The organism is Streptomyces sp. NPDC091289 (assembly GCF_044757365.1).
Lineage (GTDB): Bacteria > Actinomycetota > Actinomycetes > Streptomycetales > Streptomycetaceae > Streptomyces.
On sequence record NZ_JBIVUT010000006.1, the window covers coordinates 244,789 to 261,053 of the forward strand.

A 16,265-nucleotide genomic window follows, 5' to 3' on the forward strand; every position below is an offset into this window, starting at 1 on the left:
CGCCCAGCGCCGGATCAGGCCTCCGCGCCTCGCGTCCCGCGCCGGATCAGGCCGTCCACGATCGCTTCCAGCTCCTCGACGGTCTCGTAGTCGGCGGAGTACTCCCGCCAGCGGTCCTTGATCCCGGCGAGCCGGGGCAGCTCCGCCGCGTCCTCCTCGGTGACCATCTCCGGGAAGAACTCCCGGCGTGAGGGGTTCTCCGCCCGGCGGGCCGCCGCCCTGCGGAAGACCAGGTCCCCGTAGACGTAACTCCAGATCGTCCGGTACGCCCGCACCGAGCGGGCCGGGGAGAGGCCGCAGGCGAGCGCGCAGTCGATGATCTCCTCCACCATCCACAGGGCGTTGCGGTCGGTCAGCTCGCCCAGCGCCAGGATGTCCAGCACCCAGGGGATCTTGCCGATGATGTCGTGCATGTGCGCGGCCACCGCCACCAGCCGCTCGCGCGGGTCCTCGGGCAGTTCGGGGCGCGGGAACGCCGCCGCCGTGCCGGACAGGGTGAGCATCAGCAGCTCGTCCTTGTCCTGGACGTAGTGGTAGAGCGCCATCGGCGTGCTGCCCAGCTCCTTCGCCACCCGCCGCATGGACAGCGCGGCCACGCCCTCCTCCTCGACGATGCGGCGCGCGGTGGCGACCATCACGTCCGGGTCCAGCCGGCGGGGCCGCCCCACGGGCCGTCCGGATGCCCCGGTCTTCTTCGCGGTCTTCGCGGCCTTCGCGGTCTTCTTCTCGGTCTTCTCGCTGCCTGACACCTGGGCATTCTCCCCTTACGGCTCCCTCTCCGTACCGGCGCGTCTAGTTTCTATACGTGTATGGTAATTCTCGATCGAGGGACACACCGAGGAACACATCGAGGGGAAGGGGACGTCATGGGCGGTACGACGAAGGAACCGGGCGCGGGGGAGCGGCACGCGCGATGGCTGCTGGTGGTGGCGCTCACCGTGCAGTTCCTGGTGTCGCTGGACATGTCCGTGGTGAACGTCGCGCTGCCCGACATCCGCAGCGACCTCGGCTTCGGCGGGGACGGGCTGCTGTGGGTCGTGAACGCCTACGCGCTGGCCTTCGGCGGGCTCCTCATGCTCGGCGGCCGGCTCGCCGACCTGGCGGGCCCCCGCCGCGTCCTGACGGCGGGCCTGGTGCTCTTCGGTCTGGCCAGCCTGGCCGGCGGGCTCGCCTGGTCGCCCGGGTCGCTGGTGGCCGCGCGGGCCGTCCAGGGCGTCGGCGCCGCGGCCCTCGCGCCGGTGGCGTTCGCCCTGATCACCCTCGCCTTCCCGGCCGGGCCCGCCCGGTCCCGGGCGCTCGGGCTGTGGGGCATGGCGGGCGCGGCGGGCGGCGCGGTCGGGGTGCTGGCCGGCGGGGTGCTCACCGACGCGACGGGCTGGCGGTCCGTGATGCTGGTCAACGTGCCGATCGTCGCCTTCGCCCTGGCCGCCGCCGCGCGCACCGGAACCGTCGGCGGGCAGCGGCGTACCGGGGCCCGGCTGGACGTCGCCGGGGCGCTGCTGGTCACGGCCGGGACGACGCTGCTGGTCCTCGGGCTCGTGCGGACCTCGGACCACGGCTGGGGTTCGGCGACCACGCTCGCCTCGCTCGGCGCGGCGGTGGTCCTGCTGGCCGCCTTCGTCGCCGTCGAACTGCGGACCGCCTCCCCGCTGCTCCGGCCCGGCCTGCTGAAGGGGCGGCCGGTGCTGACCGCGAACCTGTTCTGCCTGCTGCTGGCCTCGGCCCAGTTCGGCGCGTTCTACTTCGTCTCGCTCTACATGCAGCTGGTCCTCGGATTCGGGCCGACCGCCGCCGGGTTCGCGTTCCTGCCGTTCTGCGTGGGCGTCGTCGCGGGCTCGGTCCTCGCCACCCGCGCGGTCGCCGTGCTCGGCATCCGGCGGCTGATGACGGTGGGCGCGACCCTGGCCGCGCTCGGGATGAGCTGGTTCGCGGCGACCGCCACGGTCGACGGCGGCTTCCTCGTCTCCATCCTCGGCCCGTCGCTGCTCTGCTCCTTCGGCATCGGGCTGTGCTTCGTCCCGCTCGGCACGGCCGCGACGACCGATGTGGCCCCCGGCGAGACCGGCATGGCCTCGGGGCTGCTCAACAGCTCACGGCAGGTCGGCGGCTCGCTCGGCCTCGCCGTCCTGGTCACCGTCGCCGCCCGGGTCACCGGTGGCTCCACCGGGCTCACCGAGCTGTCCTCGGGGTACGCGACCGCGTTCTGGGCCGCTGCGGGCCTCCTGGCGGCGGCCGCGCTGGCGGCGTACGTCCTGCTGCCGGCGGAGCGGAAGAGCCTCGACGGGCCGGTGGCCGTGGCGCGGCAGGACCAGGACAGGGGCGCGGCCTCCCGCTGAGCCCGTACGGGGGCGGTACGGGTGCGGCCTCACGCTGGGCCCGTACGGGTGCGGCCTCCTGCTGGGCCCGTACGGGTGCGGTACGGGCCGTCTCCTCGCGGGTCCGGGGCGTGTCCGATGAGTTCGGGCGGCGGGCCGGGTCTACCTTCCACGAGGTCCGGACCGGCCGGCCCGGACGTGTGGACGGCCCGACGAGGAGAAGACCATGCAGAAGATCACCCCCTGTCTCTGGTACGACGGCCGGGCGAAGGAGGCGGCCGAGCACTACGTCGCGATCTTCGGCGGTGACTCCCGCATCGGGGACATCACCTACTACGGTGCGGAGGCCCCCGGCGAGACGGGCTCCGTGCTCACCGTCGACTTCCGGCTCGCGGGCCAGGACTACATCGCGCTCAACGGAGGCCCGCAGTTCCCGTTCACGGAGGCGATCTCGCTCTCCGTCGACTGCGCCGACCAGGCCGAGGTCGACCGGTTCTGGGCCGCGCTCTCCGAGGGCGGCGAGGAGGGCCAGTGCGGCTGGCTCAAGGACAAGTTCGGGGTGTCCTGGCAGGTCGTCCCGAACGAGCTCCAGCAGCTGGTGACCGGCCCGGACAAGGCGAGGGCGGAACGAGCCGTCAAGGCCATGCTCGGCATGGGCAAGCTGGACATCCAGGCGCTGCGCGACGCCTGAACGGGCGCACGGCGCGGAGGGCTTGGGCGGGCGCGCGTCCGCTGCGGCCGCCTCGATAGTGTTTCGCGCATGCCACGCCGTGCCCCGCTCCCCCCACCCCCGCCGCCCGTCGAGATCCGCTCCTGGCCCGACCGCGAGGCGATGCTCGCCGACCGGGCGGTGGTCCTGGGCGAGCTGGTGAGGATGCACGTGGGGCCGGGGCGGCTCGGGCTGCTGTGGATGTGGGCGGCGCTCGCCGCGATCGGCTGGAGCCTGGTGGGCTCCGGGATCGTCATGTTCGAGCAGGCGATCGACCTGGTTGACTTCACCAGCGTCGTCGGCGGAATCGTCAGCCTGGTCATCGGCGTCGCGGTCCTCATCCCGGCCGCGGTCTTCCTCTGGGTCGGTGTCTCCCGGGACCGGAAGGTCCGCGTGCTGCTCACCGCCTGGGGCGCGCTGGGCCACGACCCGGAGCGCGACCGGCGGCTGCGGATGCCCGGGACGAGCCTCGCCTGGCTGCTGCTGTCGTTCGCCCTGGGCGCGGTGGGGCTGGCCCTGTGCGTCGTCATGCCCGCGACCGCGCAGCCGGGCCGGGAGACGTACGGGCAGGTCGCCCTGGTGATGGGCGTCGGCATGGTCGCCTGGCTGACCGCGCTGATCGGCGCGGTCACCGCCCTGGCACACCGCCGCTGGGTGGTGGGCGTCCTGATGGGATCCGCCGGCCGGGTCAGCCCAGCGGATGGCCGATCAGCATCGTCGGAGCCCCCGCCACCCGGGTCAGGAACACCGTCGCCGCGTGCGGACCGCTCAGCTTCATCCGGCGACGCAGCTCCTCCGGCTCCACCGCCGAGCCGCGCTTCTTGACGGTCAGCACGCCGACCTGACGCTCCCGCAGTAGCGCCTTCAACTTCTTCATGTTGAAGGGCAGCCGGTCGGTGATCTCGTACCCGGCGACGTACGGGGAGGAGTACGGCTCGTCGCCCGTGACGTACGCGATCGTCTCGTCCACCAGCCGCCCGCCGCACCGCTCCACGATGTCGGCGACCAGATGGGCCCGGATCACCGCGCCGTCCGGCTCGTACAGATAGCGCCCGACCGGGCCCACGGGCGGGGCGGGCAGCGGGGCCGGGGCGGTCAGGGTCGCCCCGGACGGCAACAGCGTGGCCCGGAACGCCCCGGGCGCGAAGCCCTCCCCGTACCAGAGCACCGCCTCCTTCACATCGCCGCCGTCCGAGATCCACTCGGCCTCCGCCTCCGGGCCGATCGCCTCGTGCGGGACGCCCGGGGCGATCTTCAGCGCCGCCCGGGGGGCCTTCAGCGCGGCGGCCGTCGCCCAGGACAGCGGCGGTGAGTACGCCTCCGGGTCGAAGATGCGGCCCCGCCCGCCGCGCCGCGCCGGGTCCACGAAGACCGCGTCGTACGGGGCGGTGTCGATCTCGGTGACATCGGCGCACCGCACCTCGATCAGCCCGGCCAGGCCGAGCGCCCCGGCGTTGGCGCGGGCCACCTCGGCGGTCAGCGGGTCGCGGTCCACGGCCAGGACGGAGATCCCGGCGCGGGCCAGCGCGATGGCGTCGCCGCCGATGCCGCAGCACAGGTCGGCCACGCTGCGCACGCCGAGCCCGGCGAACCGGGCGGCGCGGTGGGTGGCGACCGAGGTGCGGGTGGCCTGCTCGACGCCGTTGGGCGTGAAGTACATCCGGTACGCGTCCGTCGCCCCGAACTTCGCCACCGCCCGCTGCCGCAGCCGGGCCTGGCCGAGCGCCGCCGACACCAGCTCCGCCGGGTGCGTGCGGCGCAGCCGGGTCGCGGTGGCCAGCTCGTCGGCGGGGTCGTGGTCGCGGAGCTCGGCCAGCAGCTGCTCGCCCTCGGGGGTGCGCAGCGCGGCGAAGGCGGCGCGGGCGGGGTCGTCGGACGGGGCGGCGGGGGTCGTTGCGTTCACCCGGTCCATTGTGGCCGGTGCGCCGGTGTGGGCCGGCCGGGGGACGGGGCGGGGCCGCTCGCGGTGTCGAAAGGGCGCGCGGGCCGGTGGCTGGCAGGATGCGGCGCCATGCAGCTAGTACGACAAAAAGAAAAATCAGCCATGAAGCGGCACAGGTCGGGCGTCGTCGTGCTGGCGGCCCTGCTGGCCGCCGCCGTCGCCTCCGGATGCGCGGCGGAGGCGGGCGGCAGCGGCGCGGGAGCTCCCGGCGGACCCGCGAAGCCCGCCGCCGGCCAGCCGGGCGAGGCCGCCCCGAAGGCCGGTCCCGCCCGCGCACCCGACACGTACGCCGAGACACTCAAGAAGAAGCAGGCCGCACGGGCCGTCGCCGCGAAGAAGTGGAAACTCGCCAAGACCCCGCTCGCGGCCCCCGAGCCGCCGAAGGTGAAGCCCGCCATCACCACGCGCAAGGGCTTCGAGGTCCGGGACGACAAGGGGCTGCCGCCCGTCTTCACCACCGTCCCGACCAAGGAGAAGATCGTCTTCCTGACGATGGACGACGGGGCGGAGAAGGACCCCGAGCTGCTGCGGATGATGACCGAACTGGACATCCCGTACAGCGCGTTCCTCAGTGACTACGTCACCAGCGACGACTACGGCTACTTCAAGAAGATGCAGCAGCGCGGGGTGACCATCAGCAACCACACCCTCAACCACCGCTATCTGCCCGGCCTCTCCTACGCCGAGCAGAAGCGGGAGATCTGCGGTCAGCAGGAGAAGATCCTCAAGCACTACGGGAAGCGGCCCACCCTCTTCCGCCCGCCCTACGGCAACTACAACCGCGACACCCTCGTCGTCGCCAAGTCCTGCGGGATCACCGCCGTACCCCTGTGGGCCTCCGAGGCCTTCCCCGACCACATGGAGTGGCGCGAGTGGGACCGGGACCTGCACCCCGGCGACATCGTCCTCACCCACTTCCGGGGCAAGGAGGACTGGAAGGGCTCGATGCCCGACATGATCCGCCGGGTCATGAAGACCATCACGGACAAGGGATACGCGGTGGCGAAGCTGGAGGACTACGTCTGATCCCCGCCGGAGGAGCCCCGGCCGGGACGGCGCGAGGGTGGTGAATTGGCACTCCGCTTGACCGAGTGCTAATCGCGGTCATAGTCTCGGGTCTGGCACTCCCCCCTGGAGAGTGCCAGCACCACACTGTGCGACAGGGCAGGTCCGGCACCCGCGACGACGGATCGGTCTGGTCGCCGCCCACAGACTGTTAAACCCCGTGAGATCTCCGAAGGGGGAGACCGGATCGTGTCGACCACCAGCTCCAAGGTTGCGATCAAGCCGCTCGAGGACCGCATTGTGGTCCAGCCGCTCGACGCCGAGCAGACCACGGCTTCCGGCCTGGTCATTCCGGACACCGCGAAGGAGAAGCCCCAGGAGGGCGTCGTCCTTGCCGTCGGTCCGGGCCGCTTCGAGAACGGCGAGCGGCTTCCGCTCGACGTCAAGACCGGCGACGTCGTCCTGTACAGCAAGTACGGCGGCACCGAGGTGAAGTACAACGGCGAGGAGTACCTCGTCCTCTCGGCCCGCGACGTTCTCGCGATCGTCGAGAAGTAATTCACCCACGTTTGCTTGTGTTCTGCGCCCCTGGCCCCCTGCGAAATAACTAGCCGGGCGGCGAGGGGCGCAGTTCGTTTGAGAGGGAAGTACAGCCCATGGCGAAGATTCTGAAGTTCGACGAGGACGCCCGTCGCGCCCTTGAGCGCGGCGTCAACAAGCTTGCCGACACGGTCAAGGTGACGATCGGCCCCAAGGGCCGCAACGTCGTCATCGACAAGAAGTTCGGCGCTCCCACCATCACCAACGACGGTGTCACCATCGCGCGCGAGGTCGAGCTCGACGACCCGTACGAGAACCTCGGTGCCCAGCTCGTCAAGGAGGTGGCGACCAAGACCAACGACGTAGCGGGTGACGGCACCACCACCGCGACCGTCCTGGCCCAGGCGCTCGTCCGCGAGGGCCTGCGCAACGTCGCCGCCGGCGCCTCCCCGGCCGCCCTGAAGAAGGGCATCGACGCCGCGGTCAAGGCCGTGTCCGAGGAGCTCCTCGCGACCGCCCGCCCGATCGACGACAAGTCCGACATCGCCGCCGTGGCCGCGCTCTCCGCGCAGGACACCCAGGTCGGCGAGCTCATCGCGGACGCGATGGACAAGGTCGGCAAGGACGGTGTCATCACCGTCGAGGAGTCCAACACCTTCGGTCTGGACCTGGAGTTCACCGAGGGCATGGCCTTCGACAAGGGCTACCTGTCCCCGTACATGGTGTCCGACCAGGAGCGTATGGAGGCCGTCCTCGACGACCCGTACATCCTGATCCACCAGGGCAAGATCGGCTCCATCCAGGAGCTGCTCCCGCTCCTGGAGAAGGTCATCCAGGCCGGCGCCTCCAAGCCGCTCCTGATCATCGCCGAGGACGTCGAGGGCGAGGCGCTCTCCACCCTCGTCGTCAACAAGATCCGTGGCACCTTCAACGCCGTCGCGGTGAAGGCCCCGGGCTTCGGCGACCGCCGCAAGGCCATGCTCGGTGACATCGCCACCCTCACCGGTGCGACCGTCATCGCCGAGGAGGTCGGCCTCAAGCTCGACGGCGCCGGTCTCGACGTGCTGGGCACCGCCCGCCGCGTCACCGTCTCCAAGGACGACACGACCATCGTCGACGGCGGGGGCAACTCCGAGGACGTCAAGGGCCGCGTCAACCAGATCAAGGCCGAGATCGAGTCCACGGACTCCGACTGGGACCGCGAGAAGCTCCAGGAGCGCCTCGCGAAGCTGGCCGGCGGCGTGTGCGTCATCCGCGTCGGCGCCGCCACCGAGGTGGAGCTCAAGGAGAAGAAGCACCGCCTCGAGGACGCCATCTCGGCGACCCGCGCCGCTGTCGAGGAGGGCATCGTCTCCGGCGGTGGCTCCGCCCTCGTCCACGCGGTGAAGGTCCTGGAGGGCAACCTCGGCAAGACCGGCGACGAGGCCACCGGTGTCGCGGTCGTCCGCCGCGCCGCCGTCGAGCCGCTGCGCTGGATCGCCGAGAACGCCGGCCTGGAGGGTTACGTCATCACCTCCAAGGTCTCCGAGCTCGACAAGGGCCAGGGCTTCAACGCCGCCACCGGCGAGTACGGCGACCTGGTCAAGGCCGGCGTCATCGACCCGGTCAAGGTCACCCGCTCCGCCCTGGAGAACGCCGCGTCCATCGCGTCGCTGCTGCTCACGACCGAGACCCTGGTCGTCGAGAAGCCGGCCGAGGAAGAGGCCGACGCCGGTCACGGCGGCCACGGCCACTCCCACTAGTACGGCCCGCACCGCTCGGTACGCCGTTCGGTACGCCTGAGGCCCGGCACCCCCGTCGCGGGGGCGCCGGGCCTCGGTGCGTTCCGCCCCGGCTACGCGGAGCGGGCGAGGTCCTCCGGCGTCACCGGGTCCGCGAACGGCAGCCCGCTCGCGTACCGCGCCACCTCGTCCAGCGCGAAGTCCGCCAGGCGGTGGATCTCATCGCCCAGCGAACCCGCCACATGCGGCGTCAGCAGCACATTCGGCAGGTCGTACAGCGGCGAGTCGGCGGGCGGCACCTCCGGTTCCGTCACATCGAGCACCGCGTTCAGCCGCCCCGACACCAGCTCGGGCAGCAGCGCGTCGCCGTCGATCAGCGAACCCCGCGAGGTGTTGATCAGCGTCGCCCCGTCCGCCATCGCCGCCAACTGCGCCGCACCGATCAGATGCCGGGTCGCGGGCAGCTCCGGCGCGTGGACGGAGACGATCCGGCTGCGGGCGCACAGCTCGTCCAGGCCCACCTTCTCCGCGCCCAGCCGCACCGCCGTCCCCGCGTCCACGTACGGGTCGAAGAGCAACACGTCCAGATCGAACGGGCGCAGCAGCTCGATCACCCGGCGGCCGATCCGCGAAGCGCCCACGATGCCCACGCACCGCCGGTAGTTGCCGTGCCCCGCCAGCTCCGCGCGCCAGTCGTGCGGGGCGCGCAGCTCCCGGTAGCGGCGGGCGGCGGGCAGCACGTTCTTGCCCGCCTGGAGGATCGCGGCCAGCGTGTACTCCGCGACCGGCAGCGCGTTCGCCCCGGCCGCCGAGGTGACCCGCAGCCCGCGCTCCCAGCAGGCCGGGGTGATGTGGTGCTTGACGCTCCCGGCCGCGTGGACGACGGCCCGTAGCCGGGGCGCGGCGGCCAGGACGTCGGCGGTCAGCGGGGGCGCCCCCCAGCAGGTGATGAGCAGCTCCGCCCCGGCCAGCGCCCGTGCCACCTCGGGCGTCGGGCCGGTCAGCCGGTGGGCGACCAGGCCGGGGTCGGTGTCCACGAGCGCGGTGAGCCGCGCCCGCTGCCGGGCGCCGAACAACTGCTCCGCGATGCCCGGGCCCATCGCGAGAAGGGCGGCGGGGGTGGTGGGTGCGGTGGCGGGGGTGGTGGTCATTTGACGCTCCCCGCGGTCAGGCCCGCCTTCCAGTGCCGCTGGAGCAGGACGAAGGCGATGATCAGCGGCGTGACGGCCAGGAGGGAGCCGGTGACGACCATCGGGTAGAAGGCCGGGTCGGCGTTGGCGTTGCTGTGCCAGTTGTAGAGGCCCAGGCTCAGCGGATAGAGGTCCTTGTCCGAGAGCATCACCAGGGGCAGGAAGAAGTTGTTCCAGATCGCGGTGAACTGGAACAGGAACACCGTCACGAACCCCGGCATCACCATCCGGAGACCGACCGACCAGAAGGTCCGCAGCTCACCGGCCCCGTCGATCCGGGCGGCCTCCAGCACCTCGTCGGGTATGTAGCCCGCGCTGAAGATCCGGGAGAGATACACGCCGAACGGGTTGACCAGCGCCGGGATCAGCACCGCCCAGTACGTGTTGACCGTGCCCGTCTCGACCGCCAGCAGATACAGCGGCAGGGAGAGGGCGGTGGAGGGCAGCAGGACGCCCAGCAGCACCAGGGCGAACAGCTTCTCCTTGCCCCGGAAGCGGTACTTGTCGAAGGCGTACCCGGCGGCGACGCTGATCAGCGAGCAGCCCAGCGCCCCGACCCCGGCGTACAGCAGCGAGTTGCCGTACCACCGGAAGTAGATGCCGTCCTGGTAGGACGTCAGCTCGGAGAGATTGTGTCCGAGGTCGAATCCCTCGAAGGAGAAGACGTCGCCGCCCAGCAGATTCCCGGCGTCCTTGGTGGCCGCCGTGAGCAGCCAGATCAGCGGGAAGAGCGTGTAGACGGCGGCGATCAGCAGGACGACGTTGACCGCGGTCTTCGACAGCCATCGGGTGGAGGTCATCGGCGTGCCTCCTTCTTACGGTTGGCGAAGCGCGTGACGACGAAGGAGAGCACGGCGGCGACCAGGGCGATCAGGACGGACGCGGCGGCGGCCAGGCCGTAGTCGTTGCGCTCGAACGCCGCGCTGTAGGCGTACATGTTCGGGGTCCAGGTGCTGGTCACCGCGGAGCCCGAGCCGCGGCTGAGGATGAGGGGCTCGGTGAACAGCTGGAGCGAGCCGATGATCGTGAAGAGCAGGACCATCACCAGCGACGAGCGGATCAGGGGGAGCTTGATCGAGAAGGCGATCCGCCAGTTTCCCGCGCCGTCGACGGTCGCCGCCTCCAGCAGCGAGCGGTCCACGGCCTGGAGCGCGGCGTAGAAGATCACCACGTTGTAGCCGAGCCACTGCCACAGCGCGATGTTCACGATGGAGGGGAGCGTGCCTTCGGAGGAGAAGAAGTCGAAGCCGAAACCGCCGGCCTCCATCGCGGCGACGACCGGGCTGAGCTGCGGGGTGTAGAGGTAGATCCAGATCAGTGCGGCGATCAGGCCCGGGATGGCGTGCGGCAGGAACAGCGCCAGTTGGAAGAAGCGGCGGGCGCGGGCCAGCGCGGTGTCCAGCAGCAGCGCCAGCACGATCGCGCCGCCGCCCATCAGCGGGATGTAGAACGCGCAGTAGCCGAGCAGCACCCAGAAACCGTCGCGGAACGCCTGGTCGCCCAGGGCCGTCGCGTAGTTGCCGAGCCCGTCGAAGACCGTACGGGGACCGTCGAAGCCCAGGCCGGACTGCTTCTCGGTGAAGAGGCTGAGCCAGAGTGCGTAGCCGACCGGGACGATCATCGCCACGGTGAACAGGGCGAAGAAGGGGGCCAGGAGCGTGCCCGCCGCCAGCCGGGTCCGGGCCCTGCTGCTCAGGGCCGTCGACCGGCGTGCGGTGCGTTCGGTGTCGTCGGTGCTCATGAGCCCTCCTCCACCTGCAGGCCGCGCTTCCTCAGGTCGGCGACGGTGGCCTCGTGGGCCCGCCTGATCGCGCGCGGCAGCGTCGAGCCGCCACTGACGACCTCGCCCAGCTCGTCGCCCAGCGCGGAGTTGGTCGCCCCGGGGCTCGGCCCCCACACCCAGTCGGGCCCGATGGACCTGCCGGCCTCCTCGAACAGCCCGTACAGGTCCTGGCCGCCGTAGAAGCTCGTGTCGAACGCCTTCTTCGCGATCGGCACCATGGCGGGGGAGGCGGGCAGGGCGCTCGACGTACTGGCCCCGATCCGGGCGTTGATCGCGTCCTCGTGCGTCGACATCCACAGCGCGAACTCGACGGCGGCCGCGGTCTTCGTGCTGCCTTTGCTGACGGCGAACGTCGAACCGCCGATCATCCCGCTGGCCGGCCGGTCCGCCTCCTGGCTCGGCAGCCGGACCGCCGCCCACCTGCCCTTCTGCTCGGGCACGATGCCCGCGAGCACGCCCGCGCTCCAGGACGCCCCGAGGTAGCCGACGGTGGTGCCCTGCTTGAGGGATCCGGTCCACTCCGGGCTGAACGAGGAGGCGGTGGAGACGAGCCGGTCGTCGATCAGGCCCTGCCAGTACGCGGCGGTGCGCTCCGAGGCGGGGTCGGTGGTGTCGATCCGCCAGGCGTCCGTCCCGGCCCGGAACCACTGCGCGCCCGCCTGCCACGCCATGGCCTGGAAGAACGTCGGGTCGTCGGGGAAGAAGGTGGCGATCCGGGTCTTCGGCGAGGCCTTCTTCACCTGCTCCGCCGCGTCCCGGAAGTCGTCCCAGGTGGCGGGCGGTTCGATGGAGTGCTCGGTGAAGAAGTCCTTGCAGTAGTAGAAGATCTGGGGCGCGGCGTCGAAGGGGACGGCCCAGTTCTTGCCGCCGAGCGTCGTCATCTCGATCGTCTGCGGCAGGAACTTCTTCTTGATGTCCTCGGTCAGATAGGGGCTGATGTCCTGGAGCGACCCCTGGCTGACGAACGCGGACAGCTGCGGATACTCGATGGAGAGCAGATCGGGGGCGATGCCCGCCTTCACCGCGTTGGCGATCTTGGGGTAGCCGCCGAGGCCGCCCGAGGGTATCTCCTCGAACTTCACCTGGATCGTGTCGTGGGTGGCGTTGAACGCGTCCACGACCTCCTGCGACCCCTTCGTCCATGCCCAGAAGGACACGGTCACGGGGTCGTCGGCGGTACCTCGGGCGCTGCGGGAGTCGTCGGGGCCGCCGCACGCCGTGACAACGGCGAGAGCGGTGGCGGCGCCGACCAGCGCATGGACGGGACGGGACCAACTGCGGCTCACGGCATGGCTCCTGTACGAGCTGGGCGGCCGGGAGTTCCGGCCGTGCCGCGATATTTCGATTCCGCCTGAGCGAAGTCAAGAGCGAAAGATTGAATGATCGAATAATGATCGAACAGGGAGGGTGGGAAACCCTCCCTATCACCTGATATTGGGTGTCCGGTCATATCCCGGCAGCAGCCGGATCCGGCGCCGGCCGCCCGCAGGAGCCCCGCACCCGCAGCGTCGGCAGCAGCGCCACCTGCCGCCGGGGCGCCGGCCCCTCCCCGCCCGGATACCGGGGCCCGGACAGCCGCTCCACCAGCAGCTCCGCCGCCGCGCGCCCCACGTCCCGCTTGGGCGGGGCCACCGCGCTCAGCGGGGTGTCGGCGAGCGCGGCCACCTCGTCGTCGTACGTGATCAGCGCCAGGTCCTCCGGGACCCGCACGCCCAGCTCCGCCAGGCGGCGCACCAGCCGGATGGCCTCCTCGTCGTTGTGGACCAGCACCGAACCCGCCCGCCCCTCGCGCACCGCGGACCGCACCGCCAGCGCCGACCGCTCGAAGAGGGCCGGATCACGGTCGGCGGAGACCGAAGCGACCAGCGGTTCCGTCCCGGCGAGACCCAGCACGGCCAGCGCCCGTGTGAACCCGGCGCGTACCGCCAGGGCCGTCGGGCTGTCGGACCGGGCGACCAGCATCGGCGTCCCGTGCCCCAGGCGCACCAGGTGCCGTACGGCGAGGAGCACCCCGTGCGCATGGTCCGAGCCCACCCGGTCCAGGCCCTCCAACGGGCTGCCGGGCGCCCCCTTCCGCTCCACCAGCACCTTCTCGCCCGGCAGCCGGGCGATCCACTCGCCGTACCGCTCGGGGTGGTCCGGCTCCGTCCAGCTCGGCGCGAGCAGCAGTCCCTGCGCCCCGGCCGCCAGCAGCCCGGCCGCGTGCGCCGCGTCGTCCTCGGGGCGGTAGTCGGTGACCCGCAGGATCAGCCGCGCGCCGAGCCGGGCGGCCGCCTCGTGGGCGCCCCGGATCACCTCGGCGAAGTAGTAGGCGGCGGCCGGGGCCAGCATCCCGATCACGGGGCCGCCGCCCGCCGGCGTACCGGCCGGGCCCCGGTCGGCGGGCCAGGACACCGAACCGTGCGCCCGCTCCAGCAGCCCCCGGGAGGCCAGCGCCTCGACATCGCGCCGGGCGGTGACCGCGGCGACGCCGAGCCGGTCCGCCAGGTCGGAGACCCGTACGGTGCCGCGCTCGCGCACCAGGTTCAGCAGCCGGTCATGACGTTCAGCAGCACCTTCGCGCACGGAGACAGCCCCCTGGAGCAGAATGATCGAACCCTGAGCAACGGGCGATCATTCGATCACAGGGCGGCCGGACGCGGGAGGGGCGGAGCGACTCCCGTACCGCTACTGCCCTACTGCCCTACTGCGGACCGTACTTCCGCCCCGTCCGCGAGGTGACCCCGCCGAGCAGCCCCCGCGGGGCGACCTTCACCAGCCCCATCAGCGCCTTGTAGCGCGGGTCCGGGATCGACACCGTCTTCCCCCGGGCCAGATCCGTCAGCGCCGAGGCCACCAGCTTGTCCGCGTCGAGCCACATCCAGTTCGGGATGTTGTCCGTGCCCATCCCGGCCCGCTCGTGGAACTCCGTCCGGACGAACCCGGGGCACAGCACCATCAGCCGCACCCCCGACCCGGCCAGATCCCGCGCCGCGCCCTGGGTGAACTGCACGACCCACGCCTTGGACGCCCCGTACGTACCGCGCGGCACGAACGCCGCGACGGACGCCACGTTGACGACCCCGCCCCGGCCCCGCTCCTTCATCCCGGCGACGGCCGCCGAGGTCAGCCGCAGCACGGCTTCGCAGTGCACCTTCAGCATCGTCAGCTCGTCGGCCATGGACACCTCCAGGAAGCGCCCCTTGTTGCCGAACCCGGCGTTGTTGACCAGCAGATCGATCGGGTGCGTGCGCTCCGCGAGCCGCTTCTCGACCGCCTCGATTCCGCTGTCCGTGGACAGGTCGGCGCTCAGCACCTCGGCCTCGATGCCGTGCCGGTCGTGCAGTTCCGTGGCCTGCTCGCGCAGCCGTGCGGTGTCCCGCGCCACCAGCACCAGGTTGTGCCCCTGGGCCGCGAGCCGCCGCGCGAACGCGGCCCCGATGCCCGCCGTCGCGCCCGTGATCAGTGCAGTCGTCATACGCGGCACGTTAGTGCCCCGCGTGTTCCGGCGGCTCACCCGCCCGCTGCCCCTTCTCCACCACCACGAACTGACCCATCATCCCCTCGTCCTCGTGGGACAGCAGATGACAGTGGTACATGTACGGGATGTCCGGATCGGGCGGCCCGTCGAACCGCAGGGCGATCCGCACGGTCGAGCCCGTCGGCACCGCCACCGTGTCCTTGCGGCCCCGCAGCGCCGGCTCCGGCCGCTTCCCGTCCACGTCCAGGACCCGGAACTGCACGTCGTGCACATGGAAGTTGTGCGTCATGTCGCCGCCGTTGCGCAGCGTCCAGATCTCCGTGGTCCCCCGGGTGACGGTCTCGTCGATCCGGTCCATCGCCATCTTCCGCCCGTTGATGCCGGACCTGCGCAGCTCGAAGTGGCGGCTGCGCACCGCGTCGCCGGCCTCCGGCAGCTCCAGCCCCCGGTCCTCGGCCAGCCGGGAGGGGACGGCGGGGGAGGGGCGCAGGCGGTCGGCCGCCCGCAACTGGAGTACGTCGAAGGAGTCGTCGCCCCCTTCGAACCGCCGCTCCCAGCCGTTGCCGTCCCGCCACGGGTAGCTGCGCAGCACCGTCCGCTCGCCCGGCCGCACCGTCACGACGACCTCCGCCCGCTCGCCCGGCGACAGCTGCACCCGGTTCATCGCGGCGGGCGCCGCCAGCAGCCCGCCGTCCGTCCCCACCAGGTCGAAGGAGCGGTCGTCGTCGAAGCCGAAGGTGTAGATACGGGCGGTCGAGGCGTTCAGCAGGCGCAGCCGTACGCGCTCGTCGCCGACCTCGGCGTACGGGTCGAGCGTGCCGTTGACCATGGTCCGCTCCCCGAGGAAGCCGGTGTTGGACAGGAACCGGTGCCCGTGGTCGAAGTCGGCGCCGTCGAAGGTCACGTCCTGCACCATCACCGGCAGATCGTCCACCCCGTACGTCTTCGGCAGCTTCAGCCGCCCGGAGTTCTCGTCGTCGAGCAGGAACATCCCCGCCAGACCCCGCTGCACATGCCGCTCCGTCGCCCCGTGCGGATGCGGGTGGTACCAGAGCGTCGCCGCCGGCTGGTCGACCTTCCAGTGCGGGGCCCACCTGCCGCCCGCCGCCACCGGCTGGTGCGGACCGCCGTCCATCGCGGCGGGCAGGTGCATCCCGTGCCAGTGCACGCTGGACGCCTCGTCGAGCGTGTTGCGCACCCGCACCTTCACCCGCTCGCCGCGCTCGGCCCGCAGCGTCGGGCCGAGATGACCGCCGTTGAACCCCCAGGTCGGCGTCGCCACTCCGTCACGGAACTCCGTGCTCCCCGCCTGCATCCGCAGATCGAAGACGCGCGTGCCGTCCTTCTCCACCGTCGAGGGCGCGAGCGGCGGCACCGCCAGCGCGTTGCCGAAGCGGACCTTGCCCACCGTGCTGACGTCGGCGCTCGTCCACAGCCACGCGAACGCGCCGCCGACGGCCGCGACGAACACGCCCAGCACCGCGGTGAGCGTGATGAGCACCCGCTTCAGCCGCCGCCGTCCCCTGGTCTTCTCCATGCTCAGCAGCATGTCGGGCCGACCACCCGCCGGGCATGGGGCAGAGCCCTGAACCGCCCCCGA

The 16,265-nt window shown here is 71.8% G+C and carries 14 protein-coding genes; 5 read left to right on the forward strand and 9 right to left on the reverse strand.

From position 1 onward, the window contains the following. Positions 1–14: 14 nt before the first annotated feature. Entirely contained in the window at positions 15–749 is a 735-nt protein-coding gene (locus tag ACIQPT_RS10265) for a TetR/AcrR family transcriptional regulator (protein ID WP_401154548.1), read from the reverse strand. 117 nt (positions 750–866) lie between these two features. On the opposite strand from ACIQPT_RS10265, the gene ACIQPT_RS10270 reads away from it, so the two are divergent. Together ACIQPT_RS10270 and ACIQPT_RS10275 are read left to right on the forward strand one after the other, a co-directional pair. Continuing rightward, a complete protein-coding gene (locus tag ACIQPT_RS10270) occupies positions 867–2,336 on the forward strand; it encodes an MFS transporter (RefSeq protein WP_401154550.1) in 1,470 nt (489 codons plus the stop codon). 205 nt (positions 2,337–2,541) lie between these two features. Next, entirely contained in the window at positions 2,542–3,006 is a 465-nt protein-coding gene (locus ACIQPT_RS10275) for a VOC family protein (protein ID WP_401154552.1), read from the forward strand. A gap of 706 nt (positions 3,007–3,712) precedes the next feature. Here ACIQPT_RS10275 and ACIQPT_RS10280 read toward each other — a convergent pair. Next, positions 3,713–4,936, reverse strand: a complete 1,224-nt coding sequence (locus ACIQPT_RS10280) for a methyltransferase domain-containing protein (RefSeq protein ID WP_401154554.1) — start codon at positions 4,934–4,936, stop codon at positions 3,713–3,715. Between the two features lie 132 nt (positions 4,937–5,068). Between ACIQPT_RS10280 and ACIQPT_RS10285 the strand changes: the two genes are divergently transcribed. The 3 genes from ACIQPT_RS10285 to groL all read left to right on the forward strand — a co-directional run bounded on the left by ACIQPT_RS10285 (position 5,069) and on the right by groL (position 8,253). Then, positions 5,069–5,992: a polysaccharide deacetylase family protein gene (locus tag ACIQPT_RS10285; RefSeq protein ID WP_401154556.1), complete on the forward strand. Its 924-nt coding sequence runs from the start codon at positions 5,069–5,071 to the stop codon at positions 5,990–5,992. A 228-nt stretch (positions 5,993–6,220) separates the two neighbouring features. Beyond that, positions 6,221–6,529 carry a co-chaperone GroES gene (gene groES, locus ACIQPT_RS10290; protein WP_003966899.1) on the forward strand — a complete coding sequence of 103 codons (309 nt, stop codon included), beginning with the start codon at positions 6,221–6,223 and terminating at the stop codon, positions 6,527–6,529. Positions 6,530–6,627: 98 nt separating this feature from the next. After that, positions 6,628–8,253 carry a chaperonin GroEL gene (gene groL, locus ACIQPT_RS10295; protein WP_097871319.1) on the forward strand — a complete coding sequence of 542 codons (1,626 nt, stop codon included), beginning with the start codon at positions 6,628–6,630 and terminating at the stop codon, positions 8,251–8,253. A gap of 92 nt (positions 8,254–8,345) precedes the next feature. Here the strand turns inward: groL and ACIQPT_RS10300 are convergent, their stop codons facing one another. The 7 genes from ACIQPT_RS10300 to ACIQPT_RS10330 form a co-directional block, all read right to left on the reverse strand. Continuing rightward, complete coding sequence (locus tag ACIQPT_RS10300; RefSeq protein WP_401154559.1) at positions 8,346–9,383, reverse strand: hydroxyacid dehydrogenase; 1,038 nt, start codon at positions 9,381–9,383, stop codon at positions 8,346–8,348. Then, positions 9,380–10,222, reverse strand: coding sequence for a carbohydrate ABC transporter permease (locus ACIQPT_RS10305; RefSeq protein ID WP_401154561.1), 843 nt, complete (start codon positions 10,220–10,222; stop codon positions 9,380–9,382). The genes ACIQPT_RS10300 and ACIQPT_RS10305 overlap by 4 nt, the downstream gene beginning before the upstream one ends. Beyond that, positions 10,219–11,163: a carbohydrate ABC transporter permease gene (locus tag ACIQPT_RS10310; protein ID WP_401154562.1), complete on the reverse strand. Its 945-nt coding sequence runs from the start codon at positions 11,161–11,163 to the stop codon at positions 10,219–10,221. Before ACIQPT_RS10310 ends, ACIQPT_RS10305 begins: the two co-directional genes overlap by 4 nt. Then, positions 11,160–12,491 carry an ABC transporter substrate-binding protein gene (locus tag ACIQPT_RS10315; RefSeq protein WP_401154563.1) on the reverse strand — a complete coding sequence of 444 codons (1,332 nt, stop codon included), beginning with the start codon at positions 12,489–12,491 and terminating at the stop codon, positions 11,160–11,162. The genes ACIQPT_RS10310 and ACIQPT_RS10315 overlap by 4 nt, the downstream gene beginning before the upstream one ends. Positions 12,492–12,651: 160 nt before the next feature. Continuing rightward, positions 12,652–13,770 carry a substrate-binding domain-containing protein gene (locus tag ACIQPT_RS10320; RefSeq protein WP_401154564.1) on the reverse strand — a complete coding sequence of 373 codons (1,119 nt, stop codon included), beginning with the start codon at positions 13,768–13,770 and terminating at the stop codon, positions 12,652–12,654. Positions 13,771–13,888: 118 nt separating this feature from the next. After that, on the reverse strand, positions 13,889–14,662 hold the full coding sequence (locus ACIQPT_RS10325; RefSeq protein WP_401154565.1) for an SDR family NAD(P)-dependent oxidoreductase: 774 nt from the start codon (positions 14,660–14,662) through the stop codon (positions 13,889–13,891). Positions 14,663–14,672: 10 nt separating this feature from the next. Then, entirely contained in the window at positions 14,673–16,202 is a 1,530-nt protein-coding gene (locus ACIQPT_RS10330) for a multicopper oxidase family protein (RefSeq protein WP_401154567.1), read from the reverse strand. Positions 16,203–16,265 lie beyond the last annotated feature (63 nt).

Excerpts from the sequence above, each read along its gene's own strand:
- ACIQPT_RS10270 (WP_401154550.1), top strand. The coding sequence starts at position 867 with ATGGGCGGTACGACGAAGGAACCGGGCGCGGGGGAGCGGCACGCGCGA.
- ACIQPT_RS10275 (WP_401154552.1), top strand. The coding sequence starts at position 2,542 with ATGCAGAAGATCACCCCCTGTCTCTGGTACGACGGCCGGGCGAAGGAG.
- ACIQPT_RS10280 (WP_401154554.1), bottom strand. The coding sequence starts at position 4,936 with ATGGACCGGGTGAACGCAACGACCCCCGCCGCCCCGTCCGACGACCCC.
- ACIQPT_RS10285 (WP_401154556.1), top strand. The coding sequence starts at position 5,069 with ATGAAGCGGCACAGGTCGGGCGTCGTCGTGCTGGCGGCCCTGCTGGCC.
- groL (WP_097871319.1), top strand. The coding sequence starts at position 6,628 with ATGGCGAAGATTCTGAAGTTCGACGAGGACGCCCGTCGCGCCCTTGAG.
- ACIQPT_RS10300 (WP_401154559.1), bottom strand. The coding sequence starts at position 9,383 with ATGACCACCACCCCCGCCACCGCACCCACCACCCCCGCCGCCCTTCTC.
- ACIQPT_RS10305 (WP_401154561.1), bottom strand. The coding sequence starts at position 10,222 with ATGACCTCCACCCGATGGCTGTCGAAGACCGCGGTCAACGTCGTCCTG.
- ACIQPT_RS10310 (WP_401154562.1), bottom strand. The coding sequence starts at position 11,163 with ATGAGCACCGACGACACCGAACGCACCGCACGCCGGTCGACGGCCCTG.
- ACIQPT_RS10325 (WP_401154565.1), bottom strand. The coding sequence starts at position 14,662 with ATGACGACTGCACTGATCACGGGCGCGACGGCGGGCATCGGGGCCGCG.
- ACIQPT_RS10330 (WP_401154567.1), bottom strand. The coding sequence starts at position 16,202 with ATGGAGAAGACCAGGGGACGGCGGCGGCTGAAGCGGGTGCTCATCACG.